Raw genomic sequence first — 24,369 nt, 5'->3', positions numbered from 1 at the left:
GGCAGGGCCACGTCGTCGGGGCCCTGGGCGGTGCCCTGGCGGCTGTCGAGGAGCTTGCCGCCCCAGCTCGAAAAGATCCGGTCACCCATGGACGTCTCTCCTCGCTTCAGCGGTCGATCTCGCCCAGCACGATGTCGAGGGACCCGATGACCGCGATGACGTCCGCCACCATCCGCCCGAGGATCATCGGCTCCAGGGCCTGGAGGTTCACGAAGCACGGGGGCCGCACCCGGAACCGCCAGGGCTTCTCGGTCCCGTCCGAGACCAGGTAGTAGCCCAGCTCGCCCTTGCTCGCCTCCACGCTCATGTACACGTCGCCGGCGGGGGCCTTGTAGCCGTCGCTCATCAGCTTGAAGTGGCGGATGAGGGACTCGATGTGCTCGTAGACGTCCTGCTTGGGGGGCGGGGTGAAGCGGGTGTCGTCGAGCATCACGGGCCCGTCGGGCATGCGGTCCAGCGCCTGCTCGGCGATCCGCAGGGACTGGCGCATCTCGGCCAGCCGGACGAGGTAGCGCTCGTACACGTCGCCCACGGTGCCCGTAGGGATCTCGAAGTCGTAGGTCTCGTACCCGCAGTAGGGCTGGGCCTTGCGCAGATCCCATTTCACCCCCGCGGCCCGCAGCACCGGGCCCGTCAGGGCGTACTGGACGCACTCGTCCACGCTGATGATCCCGATGCCCTCGGTGCGCCCCTTCCAGATCTTGTTCTGGGTGAGCAGCCGCTCGTACTCGTCGATGCGGGAGGGAAAGTCCTTGATGAAGGCCCGGGCCTTCTCGAAGAAGACCGGCGGCACGTCCTCGGGGAAGCCCCCCACCCGGATGTAGCTCGGGGTGAGGCGGGCGCCGTGCACGTCCTCCAGGAGGTCCATGACCGTCTCGCGGTCGCGGAAGGTGTAGAAGAGCACCGTCATGGCGCCGATGTCGAGGGCGTGGCTCGCGAGCCACAGCAGGTGGCTCGCGATGCGCTGGAGCTCGCACAGGCACACCCGCAGCACCGTGGCTCGGGCCGGAATCTGGTCCTCGATGTCCAGGAGCTTCTCCACCGCCAGGGTGTAGCCCAGGTTGTTCAGGAGCGCCCCCACGTAATCCATGCGATCGGTGAGGGTCAGCGCCTGGTGGTAGGTCTTGGTCTCGGCGAGCTTCTCCAGGCCCCGATGCAGGTGGCCTAGGTGTGGGACGACCCCCACGACGGTCTCGCCGTCGATCTCGAGCACGAGCCGCAGCACCCCGTGGGTGGCCGGGTGCTGCGGGCCCATATTGACGACCATGTTCCGGGTCTCGGCCATGATGCCCTCCGAGCCTGCGTAATGAGCCATCCACCAAGGTGCCGAAAAACCCCCTCCGCGGGGTGTCTCAGCTACGGGTTCTCGGGGACGGCCCCTTCGAACCCTCACGCATCACTGCGCTCTTCAAGCTTCGTGACTCGGCGCCCCATCCATGGGGCTCTGCGTGACCGCTTGTCTTACCGTCATCCAATCGGTATCGCTATCGGGATCGGTATCGACTTCGATTTCGATCGCGATACCGATACCGATTCTTTGGGCGCTACCGGTACTGCACCTTCTGGGGGATGCCGTGGAGCGGGAAATCCTTGCGCAGGGGGTGCCCCACGTACCCGTCCCAGAGCAGGATGCGCCGCAGGTCCGGGTGGCCCTCGAAGACCACCCCGAAGAGGTCGTAGACCTCCCGCTCCAGCCAGTTGGCGGCCTTCCACACCCCTTCCACCGTGGCGATCGTGCCGTTCTCGGGAACCGAGGCCTTCAGCCGCAGCCGCCGGTTGTGGGGAAAGGAGTAGAGGTTGTACACCACCTCGAACCGGGGGTCGGCGGGCAGCCGGTCCACCGCGGTCAGGTCGGTCAGCATGTCGAACCGCAGCCCCTCGTGGTCGCGGCACGCCGTGCAGACCTCGACGATCCGGTCCGGGTCCACCGTCACGCTGATCTGCCTGCGAAACACCTGGTGCCCCAGGACCGCATCGCCCACCTGGCCCTTGAGGAGATCGACAATGGAAGCGTGATCGGTCATCTCAGCCTCTCGCTGGCTGCAGGTGGCGCGTTGCGCGTGGCGCGTTGGAAAACCCGTCTCCTCTCCAACGAGCCACGAGCAACCCGCAACGGGCCGCCCCTACGCAATCAGACGCCCTTCGGTATCCGGGCGGTCCGAGAACTTCTCGTTGGCGATCTTGTCCTGGAGCTTGATGATGGCGGCGAGGAGCTGCTCCGGGCGGGGGGGGCAACCCGGCACGTACACGTCCACCGGGAGGAACTGGTCCACCCCCTGCACCGTGTTGTAGGTGTTGAAGATCCCGCCGGAGCAGGCGCAGGCGCCGTAGGCGATGACCCACTTGGGCTCGGGCATCTGCCGGTAGATGCGCTCCACCATGCCGGCCATCTTCTTGGTCACCGTGCCGGCCACGATCATAAGATCGGACTGCCGGGGCGAGGGGCGGAAGACCTCGGCGCCGAACCGGGCGATGTCGTAGGTCGAGGCGGAGGCCGCCATCATCTCCAGGGCGCAGCAGGCCAGGCCGAACGTGGCGGGCCAGATGGAGTTCTTGCGGGCCCAGCCCACCACCTTCTCGAGGCGGGTGACCAGGACCGGGGGCAGCTTCGCCTCTACTCCCATTGCAGGACTCCTTTTCTCCAGGTGTAGGCGAACCCCACCAGAAGGACGAAGAGGAACACCATCATGCCCACGAAGGCCGAGGCGCCCAGGTCGCGGAACCGCACCGCCCAGGGATAGAGGAACGCCACCTCCAGGTCGAAGACCAAGAACTCCATGGCGATGAGGTAGTACTTGACGTCGAAGGTCTGGCGCCCCCCGGGCTCCACGACCATGCCGCACTCGTAGACGGCCAGCTTGTCGGGGGTGGGGCGGCGGGGTCCGAGGAAGGTGGAGATCGCCACGACCCCCAAGCCGAAGACCGCGGCCACGAGGAAGAGGATGAGGATCGGCACGTAGTTTTGGAGCATGCAGACCTCCTCGGACCGGGCTCGGGAGAGAGCATCTGTGCGAATGTGAACACCCGGAACAAACCCGCGCGTATGCTACTGTGCAGCATTTTGGACTGTCAAGGCGGAAACACCGGTTATCGTGGGGCGAATCATTCTAAGTTGAAGGGCGGTGGCGCCGGACCACGCCCCTACGGGGGGGCTGTGGTGAAGCGCACCCGGCCCCGGGGCAGGCGCACTCCGTAGCGGGCAGGGGCGCGGCCGACGGCGTGGATCTGCACGAGGTCCGCCAGGGGCGGGGGGAAGGCCCCCGCCAGCACCTTGTTGAGGGCGCTCACGGCCGAGCGAAAGTTCGTGCTGCCCTTCGGGCTCTCCGGAAACTTCTCCACGAGCTCCTGCAAGCGGTGGAAGCTACCCGCCCGCCCGAGCCCCAGGGCACGGCCCACCGGCCCCCACAGCTCCTCCATCAGGCCCTCCCCCGTGAGGTCGTGGAAACTGCGGAAATGCGCCTCGGGGTCCTCTGTGTCGGAAAGCGCGTGATGGGCCAGGAGGAAGTGCACGTACAGGGCGAGCTGCTGGTCGGTGAGACCCCGGCAGACGAGGCCGCCGCACGCAACCGTCTTGTCGGCAAGGCCGATCGCCACCTCGGGCGCCTCCCGGCAGGCCGCCAGCGCGGCCTGGGCCCGCCGGGTGAGCTCCTCGAAGCCCTCCTCCAGGGCCGGCCCCGGCACCACCCCCCGCAGCCGCAGGAAGGGGATGTCGATCAGGTCGATCTTCGCGTCGGCCGTGGAGATGGTCTTGCCGCCCCGGGTACGGAGCTCGACGGGTTTCCTGGGCACGTAGAAGAACTCCGGATGGGTCTCGAAATCCTCCGACACGAGCACGTGGCTCAGGCGGTCCTGCGCGCGCCCGCAGAACATGAGGGCCTGCCCCAGATAGAAGGACATGGTCTTGCGGCCCCCGGCGAGGCTCGCGTGGATGGCCGCCTCCGGCCGATCTGCGAGAGCGCGCACGAAGGTCAGGATCTGCCGGGCGAGCTCGGCGTTCTCCTCCACCGTGCGCAGGTCCTCGATGGGCCTGCCCTCGGGCCCGAACAGCGCGTGCACCGTGGAGAGGTCGAAGCGGATCGCCCGGTGGTCGATCCCGTACTCGTCGCAGAAGGCATAGAACGCCCCCTTTTGCGGGTCGAGGAGGAGCTCCCGCACCTTTTGACGCCCCGGCCACGTGGTGAGCACGTGGATCTCGCCGGGCACCTCACCCCGGTCGAACAACGCCTGGAGGGTCTCGGTCACCACCTGGGGCGTGAGCCCCGCCACGGCCACGAGGGCAGTAGTCATCGAAGCCGCTCCCCGGGTCCTTCTGTGCCCTTCGCAGAAGCCTTCGCGCCAAGAATGGCTGGCCCCGCGGGGCGAGGATCTCGCCCTACCCCCGACGGGCGGGGGAAAACGGGATGGGGCTTCTGCCACAGGGCGAAGCCGCTGCCCTTCCCAACCCCCCTCAAAACGAAAACCGAGGAAACACCGCCGCCTCTTCCACCCCGAACGCCTCGCGCACCAACGCTTCGAACCGCTGGGGGAGGTCGGGGGCCACGGGCTCGAAGCCGTGGGCCAGGATGGAGTGGTTGCGGGCGTAGAGGAGCTTGTCGAGCCCCGCCCGGCACGCCGCAAAGGCCAGCCCCTCGGGCCGGCCCGCCGCCTCCAGGGCCCGGAAGACCGCAAACAGCGGCAGTTGCAGCGCTGCGCCGTCGCGGCCCGCGTACCGGGCCGCGTACTCCTCGCGCAGGGTCTCCGGCAGGCGCGCCGGGTCCGCCGCGGACGTGTCGCACCCGAAGGCCTCCTCGAAGGCGAGCTGCCCCGTGAGCTCCAGCGCCCGGTACACCCGCCCCACCGCGTCGTCGTGCCTGCCCGCCTCGGCCCGCCGCCGGGCGTTGGCCAGCAGGTCGGCCACCTGGAGCCGGTGGCGGGCCTTGAAGCCCCGAGTCCCCTGCTGCAGGCGGCTCAAGAAGGCGAGGCTCCTCTGCGCCGCCCCCAGGGCCTCCTCCAGGCCCGGCTCCGGACGAAAGCGCACCCAGGTGGCCAGTGCTGCGATCCCGTCCGCCACCTCGGGCTTCGCCTCGGCGTGGCGAAACGCGTCCCAGTGCCGGTAGCCCCGGGCGAGGCGGGCGAGCGCCCCCAAGAGCTCCTGCTCCTCGGTGTCGTGCCGGGCGGCCCGAGACACAACCTCCTCGGCCGAGGCGAAGAGATGCCGATTGAAGAGACTCGCGAAGGCGCGCTTCTCCTCCACGGCGAAGAGCCGCCAGGGGCTCACGCCCGTGCGCACGTCCTCCGCCCCCGTCACCACCACCCCCACGCCGTTCTTGTCCCTGCGGGTACCCCCCACGTACGAGAACCGGTACCCCTTTCCCACCGTGGCCAGGGCCAGGGCGGCGCTCATCGTCTTGGTGCCCCCCGTGTAGTCCACCACCACCTCCTCGGCGTCCACCCCGGCCTCCTCCACCCGGGCGGAAGCCTCCAAGGCGTCGCGGTAGCACGCCACCAGGTCTTGGGGGTCCCGCGCCATCACGTTGCGGTTTCGCACCTCCACCCCGGCCTCCCGGGCCAGCCGCTTGATCTCCCCCACCCGCTCGATCGTCTCCTCCGACCCGAAGAAGCACACGAATCCCGGCCGGTGCTCCACCAGCGTCTTCACGATCGGCTCCGCCGTCCCCCCCACCGAAATGATCATCGCCTGAACCATCGCAGAACCTCCCAAGGGGGGCTAGGGGCTGGGGGCTGGGGGCTGGGGACAACCACGCAGACGGCGTTGCGAAACTCCCGGGGTCTTCCCGCCTTTGCCAGTCCCCACGCCGTCTCGTCTCCCGGTCCGGCTTCCGGCTCGCTCTTCTAGCCTTTACCAGGCCCTAGCCCCTAGTCCCTAGCCCCCGCCTCTCACTCAATCCCTTCTCATTCAGGTCTTCGGTACTTATTACGAGACCTGCGTCGAAGCACGGTACGCATCCGCGGCGTCTCAATCCCTTCTCATTCAGGTCTTCGGTACTGATCATACCGGTAGCGCGGGCGTGCTCGACAAGATGCGTCTCAATCCCTTCTCATTCAGGTCTTCGGTACTGATATAAGGAGCAACCGAATGATCCGCCTCACTCTCACGTCTCAATCCCTTCTCATTCAGGTCTTCGGTACTGATGCCCTGTGCGTGTACCTGCTGCGGCGAGACCCTTAGGTCTCAAACCCTTCTCATTCAGGTCTTCGGTACTGATAGCTGCATAGCGCGCATGCGTGCTAACACCGGTGTCTCAATCCCTTCTCATTCAGGTCTTCGGTACTGATATATCACGAATCAGTGGAACGAATACCAGGCCATCGTCTCAATCCCTTCTCATTCAGGTCTTCGGTACTGATGGCCAAGGGCAAGGTGAAGGAGAACTATGCCTTGTCTCAATCCCTTCTCATTCAGGTCTTCGGTACTGATAAGGTGAAGCCGAGGGAGGTGCTGCGCATTCGCAGGTCTCAATCCCTTCTCATTCAGGTCTTCGGTACTGATGCCCCGCGCATCGAGCTCCCTACGGAGGAGCTCGTCTCAATCCCTTCTCATTCAGGTCTTCGGTACTGATGACCGTTCGACTTGGATGTTTGCGCCACAGCAGCGTCTCAATCCCTTCTCATTCAGGTCTTCGGTACTGATCTGTATCGCGTGTACACGAAGGAGGAGGTGGAGGGTCTCAATCCCTTCTCATTCAGGTCTTCGGTACTGATCCTTCGGACGTAGCAGCCTGCCCCGGGTTTCGGCCCGGTCTCAATCCCTTCTCATTCAGGTCTTCGGTACTGATTTTACATTGTAGACTATGAACCACACTTGGATTGTCTCAATCCCTTCTCATTCAGGTCTTCGGTACTGATGGGACGCCACGACGCAGTACGCCTGGGAGGCATGGTCTCAATCCCTTCTCATTCAGGTCTTCGGTACTGATACAATCCACTGTCCTACCCTCTATCGTTCTCCTGTGTCTCAATCCCTTCTCATTCAGGTCTTCGGTACTGATCTTTACGAGATTTACATCGAGGGTCCCACGGGCGTCTCAATCCCTTCTCATTCAGGTCTTCGGTACTGATACAACAAGCGTACCTGGTAGCGCGCAAGACTGCGTCTCAATCCCTTCTCATTCAGGTCTTCGGTACTGATCCGGGTCATCGCGGACATCGTCAACGCGGAGCCGTCTCAATCCCTTCTCATTCAGGTCTTCGGTACTGATGGGCGGTTCCTCGCGGCCGTGGCCGTGGAGGGGGTCTCAATCCCTTCTCATTCAGGTCTTCGGTACTGATGACGTGGGCCAAGTAGCTGCCGTGGAGGCTCTCTGTCTCAATCCCTTCTCATTCAGGTCTTCGGTACTGATAAGATGAAACCTCAAACCCCTTCCTAGATTACCGTCTCAATCCCTTCTCATTCAGGTCTTCGGTACTGATCGGGGCGTAGCAGTAGGTGCACCCGTGGCCGCAGCCGTCTCAATCCCTTCTCATTCAGGTCTTCGGTACTGATGCCGTCCGGCGCGTCAACGAGACCCCGGCCCGCCCCGTCTCAATCCCTTCTCATTCAGGTCTTCGGTACTGATTCGCGGGGTGTATCGCTACGAGGAAGAAGGCGAGTCTCAATCCCTTCTCATTCAGGTCTTCGGTACTGATGCTACGATGGGAAATGGGTTGGGGAGCTCCACCAGTGTCTCAATCCCTTCTCATTCAGGTCTTCGGTACTGATTGGACGTGGGACTGGAAAGCCTGCCGGGGGTTCCCGTCTCAATCCCTTCTCATTCAGGTCTTCGGTACTGATTCATCGGCGCACTCTCAAACCACGTTCCCCTCAATACGTCTCAATCCCTTCTCATTCAGGTCTTCGGTACTGATGAGACCCTCGGCGGTTGCGACCCATTCACCCCGACGAAGGGTCTCAATCCCTTCTCATTCAGGTCTTCGGTACTGATCCTGAGCCGTAGGGTATCTCGGAACATACAATCCCGTCTCAATCCCTTCTCATTCAGGTCTTCGGTACTGATCCGGAATGCAGACCTGTTGCGCCGCCTCCTGGGGTCTCAATCCCTTCTCATTCAGGTCTTCGGTACTGATAGGCGATGGCGAAGGAGGCGGAGAAGCACTTGACGGCCGTCTCAATCCCTTCTCATTCAGGTCTTCGGTACTGATGATCAGAGACGGATGGCAAACTGTTCCGTATCCCGTCTCAATCCCTTCTCATTCAGGTCTTCGGTACTGATCGGCAGAGATAGTGCGCATTCTTGGGGATTGTGCCAGTCTCAATCCCTTCTCATTCAGGTCTTCGGTACTGATACCATGAAGACAACAAAGATCGATGCCGGCCATTAGTCTCAATCCCTTCTCATTCAGGTCTTCGGTACTGATGATGCGCGAACACGGGGGCCTGCGCTACGCCTCCGGGTCTCAATCCCTTCTCATTCAGGTCTTCGGTACTGATCTCCAGATTTGGAGGCAGATTGAGGCAGGCACCGGGTCTCAATCCCTTCTCATTCAGGTCTTCGGTACTGATTGACTCGTAGATGCGGGATTGGCGCAGTACACCAGGTCTCAATCCCTTCTCATTCAGGTCTTCGGTACTGATATCGCGGCGGCCCGCAAGTACGGCCCCTTCGCCAGTGTCTCAATCCCTTCTCATTCAGGTCTTCGGTACTGATTCGAAACCGGAAACGAGATGGTGCTGGTGAGCATGTCTCAATCCCTTCTCATTCAGGTCTTCGGTACTGATCGTAGGAGGCCCAATACTGGAAGTGCAGCGTCGGTCTCAATCCCTTCTCATTCAGGTCTTCGGTACTGATACGTTGCACCACAACGTTTGTCCTGAGTGCGGATGGTCTCAATCCCTTCTCATTCAGGTCTTCGGTACTGATGGGCACATGCTCTACCTCTGGGACGGCGCGACGTCTCAATCCCTTCTCATTCAGGTCTTCGGTACTGATATAAAATGTTCATGATTGGATGTGATCCAGAAATCGTCTCAATCCCTTCTCATTCAGGTCTTCGGTACTGATGCAGAGAGCGCGGCCAAGACCTGGCGCGCGGTGGGTCTCAATCCCTTCTCATTCAGGTCTTCGGTACTGATGAGCCACATCGTCGACATGTACGCGGCCGCCGTGCGCGTCTCAATCCCTTCTCATTCAGGTCTTCGGTACTGATCGATCTCCTCGAATTTCTCCCTCCTTTCGGTTTCTTGCGGTGGGGCTTGAGGGGCGAAACAGAATCAAACAAGGGAACTCCACAACCAAACACGGCCCGTGCTCATCGGCAGAAGAAACATCCACGATATCAACGACTTGCGTGCCGCCGGGTTTGTGCCTCCGAGCACGAAGTCGGGTCTCGGCAGAGAGGCGTCTGGTCCAGTTGGCGGAAGCGGGGACGGGAAAGCAACCTCCGGCAACGCGCCCCCGCGGGGTGATTCCGCGGGGGTTTCGGAGAGAGTACCGCAAGTTGCATTCGGTCCCAAGGCGCATATCGAATCCCCCGCCCCCAGCCACCCACCCAGCCGCGGCGGGGGAGCCATCGCGGGGGAACGAGCGCACCGGTGCCTCGCAAGGGCCGCCACACCGAGGCGGAGCGCTACGAATCCTCTACTCTCCAACCCGGGTCCGGCGCGGCGCCGGCCTTCCTGGGGAGACGCCCCGCCCGCAAGAGGACGCCACCGCCGCCCCCCACCAAGACGACGCCGGGGGGGAGCACCTCGGTGGCCCCCAGGGGCTCCACTTCCACGCCGGCCGGCAGGGCGTACATGCGCACGTCGTCCTCGCCGGGGTCGATCAGGGCCGCAACCGCCGACAGGGCTTCCAGGGCCGCCTCGGTGGACCCCTCCAGCACGAACACGCTGTACTGGAGGGCCAGCCCGCGCTGCTTGAGGCAGCGGTGCACCCGCACCAGGCGCTTTGGGTCGCGGATATCGTAGCAGCACACGAAGAGCCTCTCGGAACCCGCCACGGTTCAACCCTCCCCTCGCCGGCGCCGGGTCCGCCCCGGAGGAGGCTGCCAGTCGCGCGCCAGGTCGAGGACCTCGTCGATGCGTCGGGTGATGTCGCGCTCCAGCCAGGGAAGTTCTCCCTCGAACCGCGCGGTCCAGCGGCGAACCGCCGCTGGGGTGAGGGCCGCCGCCGACTCGTCGCCGCCGGCACCTCGGCGGACCAGGCCCGCGCGCAGGCCCCAGTGGACGGCCCCGTCGATCCAGGGCGCCAGGGGACGGGCCAGCTCGTGCACGAGCCCCAGGGGCTGCCGGGGGTCGAGAAGGCCTCGGTGGGCGTCGAGGCCGAGCCTGCGCACCAAGGCCGTCACGGCCTCCCAAACCAGGCTCTTGAGGTAGCGCCACGGGGGGTCGACGCGGAGATCGCCGGTGAGCACCGTCGTCCGCCAAGCGTCCCAGTCGGCCCCCCGAAACCCGCTCTCGGTCCATCGTAGGTGCACCGCGGGGGAGATGCGGCGCACCAGCTCCAGGCGCGCCTGACGCACCTGGGCGTCGAGGAGCAGGCGGTAGGCCTCGACCCACTCGGGGTCGCGCCGGCGCCGGTCGAGGAGCCCGGCCAGGGGGCCGAGGGTTTCGGTGGGGGCCCAGGCGAGGCCCATGGTCTCGCCCCGACGGCCTACGAACGACACGGGCACGCCCCCCGCGAGAAGCAGGCCGATGGCCGCCGACTCGACGAGCACGTTACCCCAGAAGACCGCCCTCCCCACCCGCCCGGGGGGAACATGCCAGGCCGCTTTGCCCGGCTGCTCGATGCGCAGGCTCGGGCCGTCGGCCCGGACGACCAGCCCGTCGGCCTCGGCCAGGTACAGGGCCCTCGCCCCCATGCCTTCCGAGAGCGGCGGGGAGGCCCCGGCGTCCCCTCGGCAAGCCGTCCTTGCCTTCATCGCGACTCCTCCCCTGAATCTTTCGGCGCTTGGCCTGGAGCAACCCCGCCGATGTCGCCACCGACGGGGTCGCTTCCGGTCTCCCCCGCCACTTCGCCCGCGAGCTCGCCCGCGAGCTCGTATGCCTCTCGCCGCCACCCGGGCCGAAGCCCGTGAACCCACTCCTCGTAGCACAGGTAGTAACGCCGCCGGGCGGCGTCTTTGAGCCAGCAGCCGGCCCGTGCCCCGCCGCTCCCGAAGTCGGAGGCCCGGAAGACTCCCTCGTTGAAGAGAGAGACCACCCAGCGGTCGGCGGCGGGGCGGCACGGCTCCACCAGGTCGCAGGCCAGGGACTCGCGCCCGTACTCGAGGGCGTGGAAGAACCCCACCCCCGGGTCGAACCCGGCCAGGCGCAGTTGGTCGGCCCACTCGGCGTGGATGAGTGTGTAGGTGAGGCTCAACAGGGCGTTGGCCGGGTCAAGCGGCGGCCTGCGGTTGCGGCCCTGGAAGTTGACCGAAGGCGGCAGCACCGCCGCCATGGCGCCGAAGTAGGCCCGGGCCGCCGCCCCCTCGATGCCCCGCAGGCTCTCGACCTCGGCCCCTTCGACCCCGCCCAGTGCGGCTTCCAGGGCCACCCGGGCTGCGTGCACCTTTTCGCGCTCCGAGGGGTTGCGGCGAAGCCAGCGCTCAGCGTTCTCGAGCTGCCCGGAGAGCTTTCGCCCCACCCATCGGCGGGCGAACGCCGTGGAGGCAGCGGGGTCGAGGTGGGCGCGCACCTGGGCCACCCGAAGGGCCACGTGCTTGTGCTCGCGCCCCACGACCGACGCCCTCCAAGCCCCTTGCCGCCCCGAGACCAGGTGCACCCCCACTCCCTCGTCGGCCAGGAGGTGCAGCGCCCGGGTCTGAACCGCCACGTTGCCCTGGATGACCACCCGTTCCAGCGGTACCAGGGGCACCCGGCCGGCGAGCCGCCCGTCCCGGTACAGGGCGAGGCTTCGCCCGTCGGCCCGGATCTCATCGACGCTCGAATCCACGTACAGGCTTGCCATGGGCGCTCCGCTGGGGGCTAGGGGCTGGGGGCTGGGGGCTAGTGAAAGCCGGAGGAGCGGGGTGCTCCCCCGGAGCCCCCCTTTTCCGGGCCGTGGTCCTTCTTGCCCTTACCAGCCCCTAGCCCCTGCCTTTACTAGCCCCTAGTCCCCAGCCCCTAACCTCTGCCTTCCGTTCCTAGCCCCCCACGAAGTAGAAGTCTGGGTCTTCCGGTGCCACCCCCACCCCCAGGGTCCACACGGAGCAGTTGGTGCGCAGGCGGATCACATGGGCGCGGTCCTCGCTCAAGCGCATCCGCTCGGCGAGCCCCGCCGCCAGCTCGGCGCGTTCGCCGGGCGTGAGGAAGCACTCCTTTACCGACTTCTGCCCCCCCGAGGCGAACCCCGCTACGTATTTGAGCACCGTCTGGAGGCGCCTGGGCTCGCGGATGTCGTAGGCCACCAGGTACAGGTCGCGGTGCGCGTCGCCGCCCCTCATTCCTCATCCTCCGTCCCTCCCCTGGCCCCCCGGAGAGCTGCGCCGGGCGTAGGAGGAACCCTACTTGGGGCTCGGGGGGTCTGTCAGCACCGGCAACGTTGGCGAAGGTTGGCAGGGCCGGGAGGAGTCGGTTGGATGGGGAGGCTATCGCCGGGGGGAGAAGGCCCGCTGCGGGACTCGAAGGCGCCGGGGAAGGCGACTACCGCTACTCGATCGCCTGACGGCCCGCCGCTGCTGGCCCGGGACCGATCCGCGTCAGGCCAGGAGCTTGGCGAGAAGCTCGGGGGAGAGGTGGGCGAGGTCCGACCGGCGCTCCAGGAAGGGGGCCAGGTCTCGCTCCACCGCCGCCCAGTCGAGGCCCGCCAGGCGGGTTCGCACCGCCTCTCGCCAGTCCTCCGCCTGGCTGGGGTCGTTCCCGGTTTGGGCCAGGGCGTTTCGCAAGAGCACGAGGTTCGGCTCTACCCCCGCCTTTTCGGTCAGGTACCAGGCGAGGTCGAACCAGTCGCGGCCCTTGGCCCACGGGCGGGCGAGGATCGCGTGGAGCTTGCCGGCGAAGAGGGAGGGCAGGTCGTGGTGACGCAGGGCCACCGGAAAGAACCGCTGCACCAGGGTAGTCTCGACGCCCGCTCCCTCCGGCGGCCGCCGGTCGACCTCGACCTTGACCGATAGGGCAAGGCGCGGGTCGGGCGACCAGCCCAGGAGTCTGGGCAAGCCGGGGAACCGAAAGAAGGCATTGGACACAGGGCCTTCTTCGCGCGCCCGAACCACCACGTCGTACCCGGCGTCTTCGAGGCCGGCCTTGAGCCGGCGGAACGCGGAAGCGACCTCGGGCAGCTCACTGGAGACGGCGGAGAAGTCGAGGTCCTCGGAAAAGCGCGGGAGCCGATGGAGGAGGCGCAAGGCCGTGCCGCCCACGAAGGCCGCCCACGAGAACGCCCCGGCCTCGTGGAGAAGCCGCAGAAGGTAGACCTGGAGGTACTCCCGGGCCAGATTGCGGCGGTCTTCGGTCGGCGCTTCCCGGGCGAGCTGGAGCAGGTGGTCCCTCACAGCGTCACCGCCTCCCGCTCCTCCCGGAGTGCCAGCTCCCCGAGGCGCCGCGCCGCGCGCACCACCCGGGGCCAGCCCGACGCCTCGGCCAGGCGGGCGAGTTCGTGGAGGTCGAGCCGGTCGAGCCCCTGGAGCCGCAGCTCCTCGAGCCGCGCCTCGGTGTGCTCCCCCGGAGAGAGGTACACGAGGTCGAGCAGCGCCTTCTCCGGCCGGGCCACCAGGGCCCGGTCGCCCCCGACCTCGAGCTCTTCGTATCCGAAGAACCACCCGCGCTTGACGTGCCGGAAAACGAACTCCCCCGCCGGCGTCGAGAGGCGCGCGGGCCGGCCCGTGGTCACCGACTGCACCAGGGGCACCGCCTCGGGAATGAGCCCGTGGATCGAGAGCGCCCGCTCGAGGCTCACGTACGACGGTCGCACCAGCAGGTTGGCGAGCCGCTCGGCCGGCACGCGGCCCCGCCGCAGGTGCGCGGGCAGCAGGTACGCCCCCCTGCGCAGCTGCACCAGCTTCCCCGACGCCGCCCACCGGGAGAGCTGGACGGACAACCCCCGCGGCTCGGCCCCCAGGGCCCGCAGCGTGGGAGTGTCGATCAGCGGCAGCTCCCCCGCCAGGCGAACCAGGTCGTCGTATTTCATGCAGACAAGCTAACAAACGCGATAACTTGATGCAACAGGACGCCGGATTGGCGAAGCGCAACCCGACGACCCGCTCCAGTGGCGGAGCAGCCTAGGAGCGAGCTCGCCGCGGCCGGCCACAGTGCCGGGCCGCCGCGGACCCGGCAGGGCATCCGGAGAACCGCTCCGGCGAGCCCAAGGGGCCCACCAGCCCCAGGCGCACCAGGTGCGTTTCGATCGCGCAGTAGGCCTCGACGAAGTTCTCCTCGTGCCCCATGCGGCCGTGCCTCGCCACCTCGAGGACGTGAGCGCTCTCGTGGAGAACGGTCTCGAAGACGGTGTCTTCCGAGTCGATGCGCACGTCCATCGGCCGCCAGCGGGAGTAGTCCTTCCCTGCCGGGCCGTAGATCGGGTAGACGCGGATCTCCCGCGGCATGCCCCCGAGGGCGTGGGCCCTGCCGCAAACCGCGATCTTTTTGCGGACGGGCAAGTAGACGGGGATCCCCGGAAGCCCGAGGGGCTTGCGGAAGATCTCGTAGAGCCCCTGCAACTCGGCCCGCGCTCCATTCCGGAGCCTCGAAAGACCACCGTTGCCCTTGAGCTCGGCGGTAAAGGCCGCGAGAGTCGGGCACAGCGCCCGAAGCTGGGCCACTGCGGCGGCGAACCGGGCATAGGCGGGGAGCGAAGCGGCGATCACGGGCTTTTCGATGCTTGTGGGCGCGCGCCCTTCTTGCCGGGAGGGGGTGCGGCCCAGGGGGGCACGACCAAGGCCTCCGATTCAGGCCAACTCCAGCAGAATCCACCCAAACGGAAGGCGCAGCTCGTCGTCGACCACGGTGCCATCGGACCTGCGGGCTTTGTGATGGATGCTCGCCAGGTTTCGTGTGGTACCTTCCGAGATCGTTCGCCGAGCCCTCGCGTTCCAGCCCTGGCGAAAGGTATCCACCGAGAGGCTCTCGAAGTGCGAGAAGCGGCCGACCCGGAGCAGGAGGTCGGGAGCCCGAGGTGGCGCGACCTTCTTCTTGCCTTCGGGGGTCTGGGTCGCCAAGAGGTTGTACACCGCGGCGCCGGTGCGGGTGGGCTGGCCGGTTGCGGGGTTGGAATAGAAGCGTTTTACCTCCTGGGTGAGGCGCCGGAAGTAAAAGGCGTTGCAGGCCCCCGCGATCTCTTCCCAAGAGAGGGCCCGCCCCAAGTGTTGGCGCGTTTTGGGGTGCTGCATGGCCCGTTCATCTAGGGAGACCTCTATGGTGAACTCGGTGGGGCGACCTTCGGCGGCGCAGAGCACGCGCTCCCACATGTCGACGGGCATATCCTGCTGGCGCGAGGGCTTGACGTTGAAGACCCGATCCACGCGGGTGCAACCCGCCGGCAGCAGGGCGTCGGCCACTTTGACGAGCCGGAATGGATCGCGCTCCAGGCTTTGGGCCGTAAAACCCAGTGCCGTCTCCTGGAGCCTGCGCGCCTTTGCGCCGTCGGAATCGACCTGGCCTTGGGAGGCAAGGTACTGCTCGAAATCGGCCTTCTTCTCGCCGTTGACGATGCTGCTCACCACGGCCGTCCGGATCGCGCCCTTGACGGAGGACCCGGGCAGGTACGGGCGACCGGCGTGGGCGTTTCGAATCATGGGTCGGACCTTCAGCTCATTGGCCGGGTTGGAGCACTTGGTCTCGAACTCGCGGACCACGCTCGGGTCGGCCTCGGCCACCGCCACCGCGTGGCGCTCGGGGTCCACGTGGTTCTTGAAGAAGACGTGGAGGTCTTTGATCTGGCCGGAGGCGAGCATCCGCTCGAGTCGCTCTCGCTCGGCCGGCGGCAGGTCCGCGATGACGGCGGGCGAGGAAAATCGAACGAGCTTGCCGTCCTTGACGACGTATTCGAGGGGATCGATGGTCTCGCCGGTCCCTACGTGGACGGGCGTCAGCACGCGGCCCCGGTAACGGAAGGTCCTCATGGCTCCACCTCGGTAAACGGAAGGCACAGGTGCAGCGCGTTCTCCCGCACGTCCTCCAGGGTCGGGTGCACTCCCCGGAGGAGCTCGCCGTGGGGGCCGCCGTCTCCCGCAAAGGTGCTTCCGGAAGCCACCAGGAGGAGGGGATGCTTGAACGGAGAGCCTGCCGCAGCTCGCTCTCCCCCTAGCCGCCCGTAGTGGGTCTCGAGCCGGTAGCGGGGGCGGCGCATGCCGGGACTCAGCGTGCCTCGGGAAAGGGTCATCCAGCGGTTCCCCCGGTGGCGGAAGAGACCGGTGGAATCCTCGCGGACGGCTGCGCGGAACCGGCCCCGCCCCGTGGAGGCGTCCCTGCCGTAGCCGCTCCTTCCCACGGCATTCAGGAGGTCCTCCAACTCGGAGGCGGTCAGATTTTCTGCGCAGGCGAACCCCCACAGATGCGGCCCTGCGCCTGGGTACCAGACCTCGTCCTGGAAGTAGAGCCCGCCATCGTCCGGAGTCCGGCCCGTGCGGCGGTCGATGCTGTTGCGGGCCCGGCGCTTGGTCACGGTGCCTTCGAGGTCGGGTTTGCTACAAGCCTCCCAGCGCTCCAGCAACCGAGCCTCGCTCATGCCCTGCTGCAATGCTGCAAAGTCCCCTGCGGTCAACCACGCCCGTCTCTTGAGCTTCTTCAGCCGGGAGGCACGCACCAATCGCTCCGTCGGAGCAGGGGGAAGCTCCGCCAGCGGCGACGGCGCCAGCAGGGGCCGCGGCAGCCAACCGCGGGGAAAGGCGTCGCTCAGGAGGAGCGGCTCGCGTTCCTGCGCGGTAAGCCAGCGCTCGAGGGCGCCCTCGCCGTCGCGGTGGCGCACCGCCCAGCACAGGTGCCCCCAAAGCGTGTTGGACCGAAGGGGCGTGCCGAGCGCGCCTTCCAGGGTGAAGTCGATCTGCCACACGTTCATGGGGGCTCCGATCAGGCGGCCCTGACGCCAGACACGGTCGGATCGTGGGCCGCGAACCGGGCCTGGAGGTCTTCGCCGTCGAGGCTGAGCGACTCGAAGGCGACCCTGCCGTAGCCCCGGCTGCCGGAGCCCCCGAGGGCGTCGAGCTCCAGGAGGCGCATGCCGAGCAGGACCGTCTCGAACCGGGCCTCGTCGCCCGCGCCGCCGTCGCCATCCACGGAGAAGACGCGGTAGTTCATCTCGAAGAAGAAGCCGGCGCCGGCGGGCACGCGCTCTGAGGTGTGCGGACCGACGCCGTCCAGCGCCTTGCCCTTGATGCGGTCTATGACGACCTCGGTCTTCTCTTCGGTGAGGGGAAGGCCACGCGCGGTAACCTGGGCTACCCACGCCGGGTCGAGCCAGGCGTCGCGAACCAGGAGCCGGGTGGGTCCGCCCTGCCAGCCCTTGGCCGTGGTGCCGAAGATGCACAGGATGGGGTCCCCCTGGTCGTAGGGCCCGGCGCCCCCCCATCCCCAGGGCCGCCCGTCGGGTTCGAGCTTTCCAAAGTGCCACTCGAGGAGGCTGCGCAACTTTCCCTTGAGGGAAGAGCCCGGGATGATGGGTTCACTGGTGACGGGGTTGCGGATTACCGGCAGGTCCATGCCGCCGATCTCGGCGTTGTCGCGGCCGGTGCCGATGTGGAGGCCCGAGAGGCAGCGGATCGTGCCCCGGAGGCTCTTCATGCGGACGAGGCTTTCGATGGCGCCCATGGCGATCCTCCTCTTCTAGTCTTTCGCAAAAAACTTGTGGAAGCCGACGACGGCCTCGAAGTGCTTGACGAACGCCTTGAACTCGTCGTGGGAGTGGACGGAGTGGGTGTGGTCGACGACGAACTGGACGAAGCCATCGGGCATATCTCGCTTGAGGCGGCCCTTGGCATAGAGCACCTTGGCTTTGAGCATGGCGAACCGGGCGCGCTGGGCGCCAAAGGCCGCCTCGCGCTCCGCCCCCTGGCCGACCGCCAGATCCACCTGGCGCTCGATGGCCTTCACCTCGCCGAAGAACCGGCGCATTTGGGTGGACTTGAGGTCCCGGATCCGCTCGGCCCACTCCTGGGCCTTGACGTCGACGAGGGCGTCGTCCATGACTCCGGCCCTCGAGAAATAGTTCACCTTTTGGGGCGTCGGCAATTGCGTTGCCTCCAGTTGGGGGCGGCTCCCTTGGGGCGGGCGGTTCCCGGTGTAGGGTTGTGGCATGGGCGAGCCTCCTGTGGACAGGCGGTTAGGAGCGTAGCCGGTAGACGGCCCAATGGACCGCCGCAGGCAGCATCGTCATGGCCTCGCGCCGCCGGGTCAGGTCGGGGGCAAGACCCACGAGGTCGAGCGCTCGGTCGATGGCTTCGCGCTTCTTCAGGTTGCGCTTGAGGTCGTAGGCCAGGTGGGCGCGCCAGATGGCCTGACTCGGGTCGGACTCTGCCGCCCGCGCCATGCGCGCGTACCGGAGCAACCGGTAGATGAAACCCATGTTGGCCACCCCCTGGTCAACCCAGTCGACCAGGGTCTGGGCGGTCTTTCGCACGCGGGCCAGGTCTGCCCACGGGACGGCCCCGCCGAAGAGCCACACCCGGTCCCGTCCCGCGTCCTTGGCCTCGTCGAGCCGGCGGGCCGCCTCGTCCGCCACCCGACGCAGTGGCTGGTTGGGACCGCTGTGCAGCACGGCGGCCGAGAAGGTGAGGTTGGGATTGTGACCTGCAAACCTGCCAAAGGCCTCGCGAAGCTCCTCGGCGAGGACGAGCGTCTGGCGCCAGGGCCCCACGAGCAGGAGATCGTCGCCCCCGGAGTAGACGGTGTACGTGTGGCGAAGCTCCGGCCGCGACTGGACGAGCCAGGGCAGATGCGCCGAGAAGAAGAAGTCCATCAGACGGGAAACCCCGGCGTAGCGCGACAAGCTCTGGCGATCGTCCCCGAAGCCGCTGGAGAAGGCGAGGCCCAGATGGTCCACGTCGGCCTTGAGGACGGCCAGGAATCGCTTTCCCCGGTGGCCCGATCCGACGGGGTTGGGCTCTCGGGACAGACACGCCAGGTGCTCGAACGTCTTGAGGGCCCCTTGTGTGAGATCTTCGTCCACCGGCGCGCCCGCGTAGATCGCGTCCCTCCACTCCCCCTCGACCTCGAAGCGCGGCAGGTACTGTGCCAAGCGCCGTCGAGGAAGCCCCGAAGCGGCTTCGTCCAGGGCTTCGAGCCGGTGGAACCGGGGGACGTCCCCCTGGGGCAGATCTCGGAGGAGGACCGCGCTCATCCCTCCGGGGAGAGAGACGGGGGCTTCGGCTCGAAATCGCTCTCTCGCCCATTCCGTGGGGGCAAAGCCCAGATAACGGGCTTCGGGAAGGCGGCGGCCCAGGCCCCTTTCCTCGGCGCAGGGGGCGCACTCGGTGTTCTCGGCGGCCACGCAAGGGCGCCGCTCGCAGACGGGGCACGCCCCTTCCGGGTACGTCACCCCAAGCACGCCGGTCCGCGCGTTGGGCAGGGGCCGCTGCTTGGCCTCGTCGAGGGCTGCCGCGACATCGGCCAGCACCCCGGAGAAGCGTTGGCCGACGAAGTCGTGGCCGGTGAAGGGCCGGCCGGCAGCGAGGCAGAGGGAGAGGCCGCCGTGGTGCCGAGCCAGCATCCACTCGTCGAGCTCTCGCCGAAGGCCGTCGATCCGCGCGTCCAGATCCGCCAACGCCGGTGCCAGCAGGAGGAACCTTCCGCCCGCGCCCTGGATCCGACAGACCCAGGGCAGACCCAAGACGTCGAGCGCCCGCAGCGAGGCCGCCTCCACAGCGGCGCCCAGAAGGAACGACCTCGCCCGCAGCACCTTGGCCGCACCCCTGGCCCCCTGGGATGCCAGTTGAAACAAGGTCCGCTGGATGCCCGACAGGTCTCCGACCACAAGACGGTAGGCGGGCACGGATCGGTCGCGGACCGGCCCGACTCCCATGGAACCGCGCGATTCGTGATAGGCGTGCAGCGCCGAGGCGATGGCGGCCGTCGTGTGGGCGTGGTCGTAAAGAGAGATGTCGCGAAGGTCCACGGTGGAGCTCGGGATGCACCACGTGAAGCCTTCGAGCTGGCTCTGGAGCCCCTGTAGGTAGTGCCGGGCGTCGGCGACGTCCCGAAGCAGGGCGACCCGCCCGAGAAAGGCCTGCCACAGGTGCCGGTACTCTTCGGGCAGGGCTTCGCCGAGCGGGCCCTCCTCCTCGCCGGGATACAGGACATCGGGCTCAGGCAACAGCGCGGCGATCCGATGGAAGTGGCGGCACGGGGAGCCCCGGCCAATATCGATCCCCGACAGGGGGCTGATGAGCGGCTTCTTGCGAAAGCCAAGGGGCGAAGCCGCCACTTCATCTTCGCGCCGGTCCATACCCGCGGAAAGCCGATCGGCCTCCGCGAGGATCCACGCCAAGGCTTCCGCCGCGCCGGCGGAGTCGGGACGGTGGTGGGCAACCGCGATCTTCTGGGCCAGTGCCAAGTCGATCCCTGCGGGGACGCCCACTTCGGACTTCAACCACTCGAAGAAGGCGTCGGTCCAGAGGACGTGCAGGTGGGTCGACCGGCCCTCGTACGAAGGACAGTACGTGCCCGCCAACGCCGCCGACTGGGGATGGAGGCGCTGCAGGTCCGCGTCTTGGTGGGCCCTTTGCATGAACTTTCCAACGTCATGCAGGAGTCCGGCGAGAACGACGCTGCCTAAAGTTTCATCCACCACGGGTATTCCTCCACACAAGTCGCCCGATGTGGCCCGGGCAAGCGCTGCCCTGGAGCATCCGAGAAAGCGACCTGCTCAAGGCGAGGAGCGGGCGGGAACGCAAACCTCCGTGCCACGGCGAAGCCCCCGAGTTCGGGCGGGTTCCCGTAGCCCCTATTGAATACCCAATCCCCGCCCCCCCGTCTACCCCGGCAACGTTGCCGGGGGTTGCTGGGCCGGCTCGCAGCTCGCCGAAGGGACGGGCCATGGGGGAGGCGAGGCCGCGGTACCCCTTCTCACACCGGCCTCTCCACCCTTCCGTCAGATTCCTGGCGAACGCCGCCGCCAGGCCCTGGGTCTCGGCCAAGCTCCCGGTGCCCGGCAGTACGCGTCATCCTAGACCCGCCCACGAAGCTGCCGGCCGTGAAGGCCCGAGATGCCCTTCGGTTGCTGGAGCGGAACGGGTGGCACCTCGTCGCCACCAGGGGAAGCCATCGGCAGTTCAAGCAAGCACCCTTCGAAGGCGGGCCGCGTCACGATTGCCGGGGCCCTGCGCCTGTCGCTCCCTCGGCGCCTCCGGCTGTTGCCCGCGGGGGCCTTGCGGGCTACCATGCAGCCATGCGATTCGAGTGGGATGAGGAGAAGCGGGCCGCGAACCTGCGCAAGCACGGATTGACTCGATGACGGACGACGACGTCGACACCGGCGACATCGCCCCGCTAGACGACGCCTTCTTCCGCCGGGCGGCCCTGCGGCCGGCCGGCGAGGCCGTCACCCTGACGCTGCACCTGGATCCTGACCTGGTGGCCTGGTTCAAGGGCCGGGGCGGTGACGTGGAGCGCAGGATCAACGCGGCGCTGCGGGTGTACATGGAGGCCCACCGGTCTTCCGACGTATAGCGGAGCCCTCCCTCGCGTGACGCCCACCTTTCGCGCGTCCTCCCGTCCCTCACCTCCACCCCTCCAGCCTCCCGTTCAGGTCCGCCGCGCACGCCTCCACCTGGCCCTCGGTCTGGGCCGAGGTGTCGACCCGGAACTTCACCGTCCACGTGCCGTCGCTCCACACCCCCTCGATCTCGCCGCCCCGCAGCCGAAAGCAGCGCACTGCGCCCAGGCTCGGGTTCCAGTAGTGGGTGGCGCAGCCCACGACGTAAGGGGACTCGGCGATGATCCGCTCCAAGAGGTGGAGGATCGGGCCCCGGGCGTTTCCCCAGCCGTGGTCCGTGAGGTGAGGCTTGGTCTTTCGGGCGGCCGGCACCGGGGGCGGGAGCACCTGGTCGCGGGCTGAGCGGAATCGGCCGGCGAAGGTCTCGTGGAAGATCTGGCCCACCGGGGAGAGCTCCAGGTAGGTGGCGCCGTCGATCTCGACCCGCTCTACCAGGGGCTCCAGGCGCTCGTCCCAGTCCTGGCCCGCCTCGGCCCAGGTGGAGAGCTCCTGGCGGTCGAGCGCCCAGAAGAGCCCGCTCCAGCGCATCCACACCCCGAAGTCGAGCGCCACGGGCATGGGGGGGAAGGCGATGATCTCGGAGAAGCGCTCGTGCTTGTAGTAGACGGGCACGCCCACGGCTTGGCCGATGAGCACCGCCACGGCGATCTGGGCCTTGTACCCCCCCGTGGCGTTGATGGCGGTGGCGGCGCCGCGCTCGCGCACGGCCCGGCCCACAGCCTTGGCCAGATTGCGGAGGCCCCGGGTGCGAAACGCCCGGGGGTCGGCGTCCTGGAGGCCCTCGATCTCGACCCCGGTGGCCCGGTGCCCCCGGCAAGCGAAGTAGCGGGTGAAAACCGCAGCGATGGCCCGGCCGTCCGCCGTGGCCGAGTGCAGGAACACGAGGTCGGCATCCGGCACTGCGTAGCCGTGCAAGAGGAGGTCGTGAACCGAGTTGATCTCGGCGCCGAGCAGGCGCTCGGCGGGGTCGAAGCCCGTCAGGATCTCGGCCACGCGGAGCCAGTCGCTAGCCTGGTAGGCGGCGGCCAGGGCCGCCCGCGGGTTGCCGGCTGGCGAGAGCTGGCCCTCGGCCTCCCGGGCGAGACCGCTCAGGTTGGGGAAGAACAGGCTCGTGCCGACGGTGCAGAGGAGGGTGTGGGCAGGCGTCACAGGGTGCCTCCGGCGCCCAGGGGGATGAGCCGGAGCTTCCCCAGCCCGAAGCTCGTGGCCTTGCCCAGGTGGAGCCGCTCGGCCCAGGCGAGCCAGGGGGCAAACGGGGTGAGGTCGGCCTCGAATACGAGGGTTCCGACGACGCCCCCGAGCTGCATCTTCGTCTGCTGGCGGTTGGAGTAACGGGTCCAGTCGTGCCAGCGAAGCTCGGAGCGGGTTGTGGGCACCGCCCGGCTCGCGTCCAAGAGGCCCCGGTCGAAGGGCGGCTCGCCCCCGCCGTAGTACCTGGCCAGGAGCCCCAGGCGCCGCCGGGCGGCCAGAAAGAGCGCCCCGAAGCCGGGGTCGCGCACCAGTTCGCCGCGCTCCTGGAGGCGCAAGGGGGTCTCGAGAATGACCGCCGCGCCCCGGGAGAGGTGGGGGATCGCGGGGGGCGCAGCGGCCACCCGGGCCTCGAGGAGGCTCCCGCTCTCCTGGGCGTAGACCGTTTGCCAGCCCCCTTCTCCCAGGGCCTCCACGGCCGCCAGTGCGAGCGGCTTTCGCGCCGGGGTCAGGCCCCGGCGCCCGACTTCCTGGAAGGCGTAGACGAGGTAAGGGAGGATGCCGAGCGCGGGCCCGAGCAGGGTGAGGGTGACGGCCACCTCGTCCCCCTCGCCGTACTCGGTGCGGCCGTCGAGGGGAACCCCGAGGACGTAGGGGTGGGGCGCCGCGTCGACGCCCTGGCGAGGGCCTTCGCCTGGGGCAACCCGGCTCTCGAACACCCGCTGGTAGGTGCACGAGGCCCGCACGAGGCAGCTGGGGCACCGCTCGCGGCGCAGGGCGCACACCACCGCCTTGAACGCGTGTCCGAACACCCCCCGCAGCGCCGACCCCTTGTAGGGGGGAAGCCGCATGGGCTCCAGGCACTGCAAGCGGAAGCGGTAGACCTCGTGGTCGATGGCGATGGGCATGGCGAGACGGGCCCCCTTTCGCTTCCCGGAGTCGGCGAGAGCTCACTGTAGCGGATTCGGCCGTTGGTTTCTTCACCCAAAGGGGTGAATTTCTCCATCTCCCGATCGCACCCGCCCTGTTGGGGCCAACCGGATTGCGAGGTCCGGAAGCCGGCCAGTGCAAGGCCGGGGTCACCGCTGGGCGAGTGCGGAGCGAGTCCGGCGACGGCCAGGTGGGCCTGCGGGCGCCGCTGCGAGGCGCTCGCGCCGCAGACAGAGATCCCCGCGCCCTGCGGCAACCCCTCCCCGGCGCTTCGCGAGGCAGCATACGGGACTAGGCGGGACGGAGCGAGCACGACAACGTTGCCCCAGGTTGTCGCTGGGAGGAATGGGACAGGGCGCGGGGTCGTGAGGGATCGACCGGGCGGAGCCGGGCCCAGGGGAAGACGAGGGAGACGGTCAGCCCCGACAGGGCTGTTGTGAGCGATCCCGGTGCGCCACCCCTCACTCGAACCCCCGGAACTCCCCCCAGAACCGGCCGAGCTTCTCGTGGGGGGAGCCGGGGCCGTGGCAATCCGAGCCGTAGGTGAAGCGAAGGCCCGCGGGAGCCGCCGCCTCGCGCACGAGGCGGTTGAGGCCCTCGGTGTCGCTTCCCTGGTAGAGGTAGAGCTCGGCGCCCCAGAGGCCCCAGGCACCGAGTCCAAAAAAGAGCTCCCCCAGGCGCTTCGCGAGTTCTG

Annotated in this window: 22 protein-coding genes, 1 pseudogene and 1 CRISPR repeat array; of the genes and pseudogenes, 2 read left to right on the top strand and 21 right to left on the bottom strand. The window is 67.6% G+C overall.

The annotated features are described in order from the left end of the window. Positions 1–106: 106 nt before the first annotated feature. The 18 genes from nuoD to cas10 form a co-directional block, all read right to left on the bottom strand. Entirely contained in the window at positions 107–1,285 is a 1,179-nt protein-coding gene (gene nuoD, locus AB1578_10560) for an NADH dehydrogenase (quinone) subunit D (protein MEW6488335.1), read from the bottom strand. A gap of 259 nt (positions 1,286–1,544) precedes the next feature. After that, positions 1,545–2,024: an NADH-quinone oxidoreductase subunit C gene (locus AB1578_10555; GenBank protein MEW6488334.1), complete on the bottom strand. Its 480-nt coding sequence runs from the start codon at positions 2,022–2,024 to the stop codon at positions 1,545–1,547. A 99-nt stretch (positions 2,025–2,123) separates the two neighbouring features. Then, positions 2,124–2,624, bottom strand: coding sequence for an NADH-quinone oxidoreductase subunit B family protein (locus AB1578_10550; GenBank protein MEW6488333.1), 501 nt, complete (start codon positions 2,622–2,624; stop codon positions 2,124–2,126). Further along, entirely contained in the window at positions 2,615–2,971 is a 357-nt protein-coding gene (gene ndhC / locus AB1578_10545) for an NADH-quinone oxidoreductase subunit A (protein MEW6488332.1), read from the bottom strand. Before ndhC ends, AB1578_10550 begins: the two co-directional genes overlap by 10 nt. 170 nt (positions 2,972–3,141) lie before the next feature. After that, positions 3,142–4,287, bottom strand: coding sequence for a CRISPR-associated ring nuclease Csm6 (gene csm6, locus AB1578_10540; protein ID MEW6488331.1), 1,146 nt, complete (start codon positions 4,285–4,287; stop codon positions 3,142–3,144). Positions 4,288–4,447: 160 nt separating this feature from the next. Beyond that, the gene (locus tag AB1578_10535; protein MEW6488330.1) at positions 4,448–5,686 is read right to left on the bottom strand and encodes a TIGR02710 family CRISPR-associated CARF protein; all 1,239 of its coding nucleotides are present in this window, start codon (positions 5,684–5,686) and stop codon (positions 4,448–4,450) included. 192 nt (positions 5,687–5,878) lie between these two features. Beyond that, positions 5,879–9,144: direct repeats of the CRISPR family, unit length 37 nt; unit sequence GTCTCAATCCCTTCTCATTCAGGTCTTCGGTACTGAT. A 420-nt stretch (positions 9,145–9,564) separates the two neighbouring features. Next, positions 9,565–9,936, bottom strand: coding sequence for a CRISPR-associated endonuclease Cas2 (gene cas2 / locus AB1578_10530; protein ID MEW6488329.1), 372 nt, complete (start codon positions 9,934–9,936; stop codon positions 9,565–9,567). Positions 9,937–9,939: 3 nt separating this feature from the next. Further along, a complete protein-coding gene (locus AB1578_10525) occupies positions 9,940–10,857 on the bottom strand; it encodes a CRISPR-associated endonuclease Cas1 (GenBank protein MEW6488328.1) in 918 nt (305 codons plus the stop codon). Beyond that, positions 10,854–11,885 (bottom strand): CRISPR-associated endonuclease Cas1, encoded by a 1,032-nt coding sequence (gene cas1, locus AB1578_10520; protein MEW6488327.1) that lies wholly within the window; start codon positions 11,883–11,885, stop codon positions 10,854–10,856. Before cas1 ends, AB1578_10525 begins: the two co-directional genes overlap by 4 nt. Before the next feature lie 175 nt (positions 11,886–12,060). Beyond that, a complete protein-coding gene (locus AB1578_10515; protein MEW6488326.1) occupies positions 12,061–12,360 on the bottom strand; it encodes a CRISPR-associated endonuclease Cas2 in 300 nt (99 codons plus the stop codon). Positions 12,361–12,615: 255 nt separating this feature from the next. Then, complete coding sequence (locus tag AB1578_10510) at positions 12,616–13,407, bottom strand: nucleotidyl transferase AbiEii/AbiGii toxin family protein (GenBank protein MEW6488325.1); 792 nt, start codon at positions 13,405–13,407, stop codon at positions 12,616–12,618. After that, on the bottom strand, positions 13,404–14,042 hold the full coding sequence (locus AB1578_10505) for a type IV toxin-antitoxin system AbiEi family antitoxin domain-containing protein (protein MEW6488324.1): 639 nt from the start codon (positions 14,040–14,042) through the stop codon (positions 13,404–13,406). Before AB1578_10505 ends, AB1578_10510 begins: the two co-directional genes overlap by 4 nt. Before the next feature lie 91 nt (positions 14,043–14,133). Next, complete coding sequence (locus tag AB1578_10500) at positions 14,134–14,718, bottom strand: hypothetical protein (GenBank protein ID MEW6488323.1); 585 nt, start codon at positions 14,716–14,718, stop codon at positions 14,134–14,136. Between the two features lie 81 nt (positions 14,719–14,799). After that, positions 14,800–15,972 (bottom strand): type III-A CRISPR-associated RAMP protein Csm5, encoded by a 1,173-nt coding sequence (csm5, locus tag AB1578_10495; GenBank protein MEW6488322.1) that lies wholly within the window; start codon positions 15,970–15,972, stop codon positions 14,800–14,802. Next, positions 15,969–16,907 (bottom strand): hypothetical protein, encoded by a 939-nt coding sequence (locus tag AB1578_10490; GenBank protein ID MEW6488321.1) that lies wholly within the window; start codon positions 16,905–16,907, stop codon positions 15,969–15,971. Before AB1578_10490 ends, csm5 begins: the two co-directional genes overlap by 4 nt. 11 nt (positions 16,908–16,918) lie before the next feature. Further along, on the bottom strand, positions 16,919–17,656 hold the full coding sequence (csm3, locus tag AB1578_10485; protein MEW6488320.1) for a type III-A CRISPR-associated RAMP protein Csm3: 738 nt from the start codon (positions 17,654–17,656) through the stop codon (positions 16,919–16,921). Positions 17,657–17,671: 15 nt separating this feature from the next. Then, complete coding sequence (gene csm2, locus AB1578_10480; protein ID MEW6488319.1) at positions 17,672–18,142, bottom strand: type III-A CRISPR-associated protein Csm2; 471 nt, start codon at positions 18,140–18,142, stop codon at positions 17,672–17,674. A 25-nt stretch (positions 18,143–18,167) separates the two neighbouring features. Next, on the bottom strand, positions 18,168–20,630 hold the full coding sequence (gene cas10, locus AB1578_10475) for a type III-A CRISPR-associated protein Cas10/Csm1 (GenBank protein MEW6488318.1): 2,463 nt from the start codon (positions 20,628–20,630) through the stop codon (positions 18,168–18,170). A 405-nt stretch (positions 20,631–21,035) separates the two neighbouring features. Between cas10 and AB1578_10470 the strand changes: the two are divergent. Then, positions 21,036–21,288, top strand: a pseudogene (locus tag AB1578_10470) (type II toxin-antitoxin system HicA family toxin). Positions 21,289–21,292: 4 nt separating this feature from the next. Continuing rightward, on the top strand, positions 21,293–21,511 hold the full coding sequence (locus AB1578_10465) for a BrnA antitoxin family protein (GenBank protein MEW6488317.1): 219 nt from the start codon (positions 21,293–21,295) through the stop codon (positions 21,509–21,511). A 49-nt stretch (positions 21,512–21,560) separates the two neighbouring features. Here the strand turns inward: AB1578_10465 and AB1578_10460 are convergent, their stop codons facing one another. From AB1578_10460 to AB1578_10450, 3 genes are all read right to left on the bottom strand, one after another. Beyond that, positions 21,561–22,706 carry a putative CRISPR-associated protein gene (locus tag AB1578_10460; GenBank protein ID MEW6488316.1) on the bottom strand — a complete coding sequence of 382 codons (1,146 nt, stop codon included), beginning with the start codon at positions 22,704–22,706 and terminating at the stop codon, positions 21,561–21,563. After that, positions 22,703–23,653, bottom strand: a complete 951-nt coding sequence (gene cas6 / locus AB1578_10455; protein ID MEW6488315.1) for a CRISPR system precrRNA processing endoribonuclease RAMP protein Cas6 — start codon at positions 23,651–23,653, stop codon at positions 22,703–22,705. Before cas6 ends, AB1578_10460 begins: the two co-directional genes overlap by 4 nt. Before the next feature lie 483 nt (positions 23,654–24,136). After that, positions 24,137–24,369, bottom strand: a 233-nt coding sequence (locus AB1578_10450; GenBank protein ID MEW6488314.1) for a hypothetical protein, incomplete at its 5' end; no start/stop codon positions are given.

The sequence above is a fragment of the Thermodesulfobacteriota bacterium genome (assembly GCA_040756475.1).
Taxonomy (GTDB): Bacteria; Desulfobacterota; Deferrisomatia; order Deferrisomatales; family JACRMM01; genus JBFLZB01.
The sequence above is the reverse complement of the archived record's forward strand: the minus strand, read 5'-3'. Positions and strand labels throughout refer to the sequence as shown.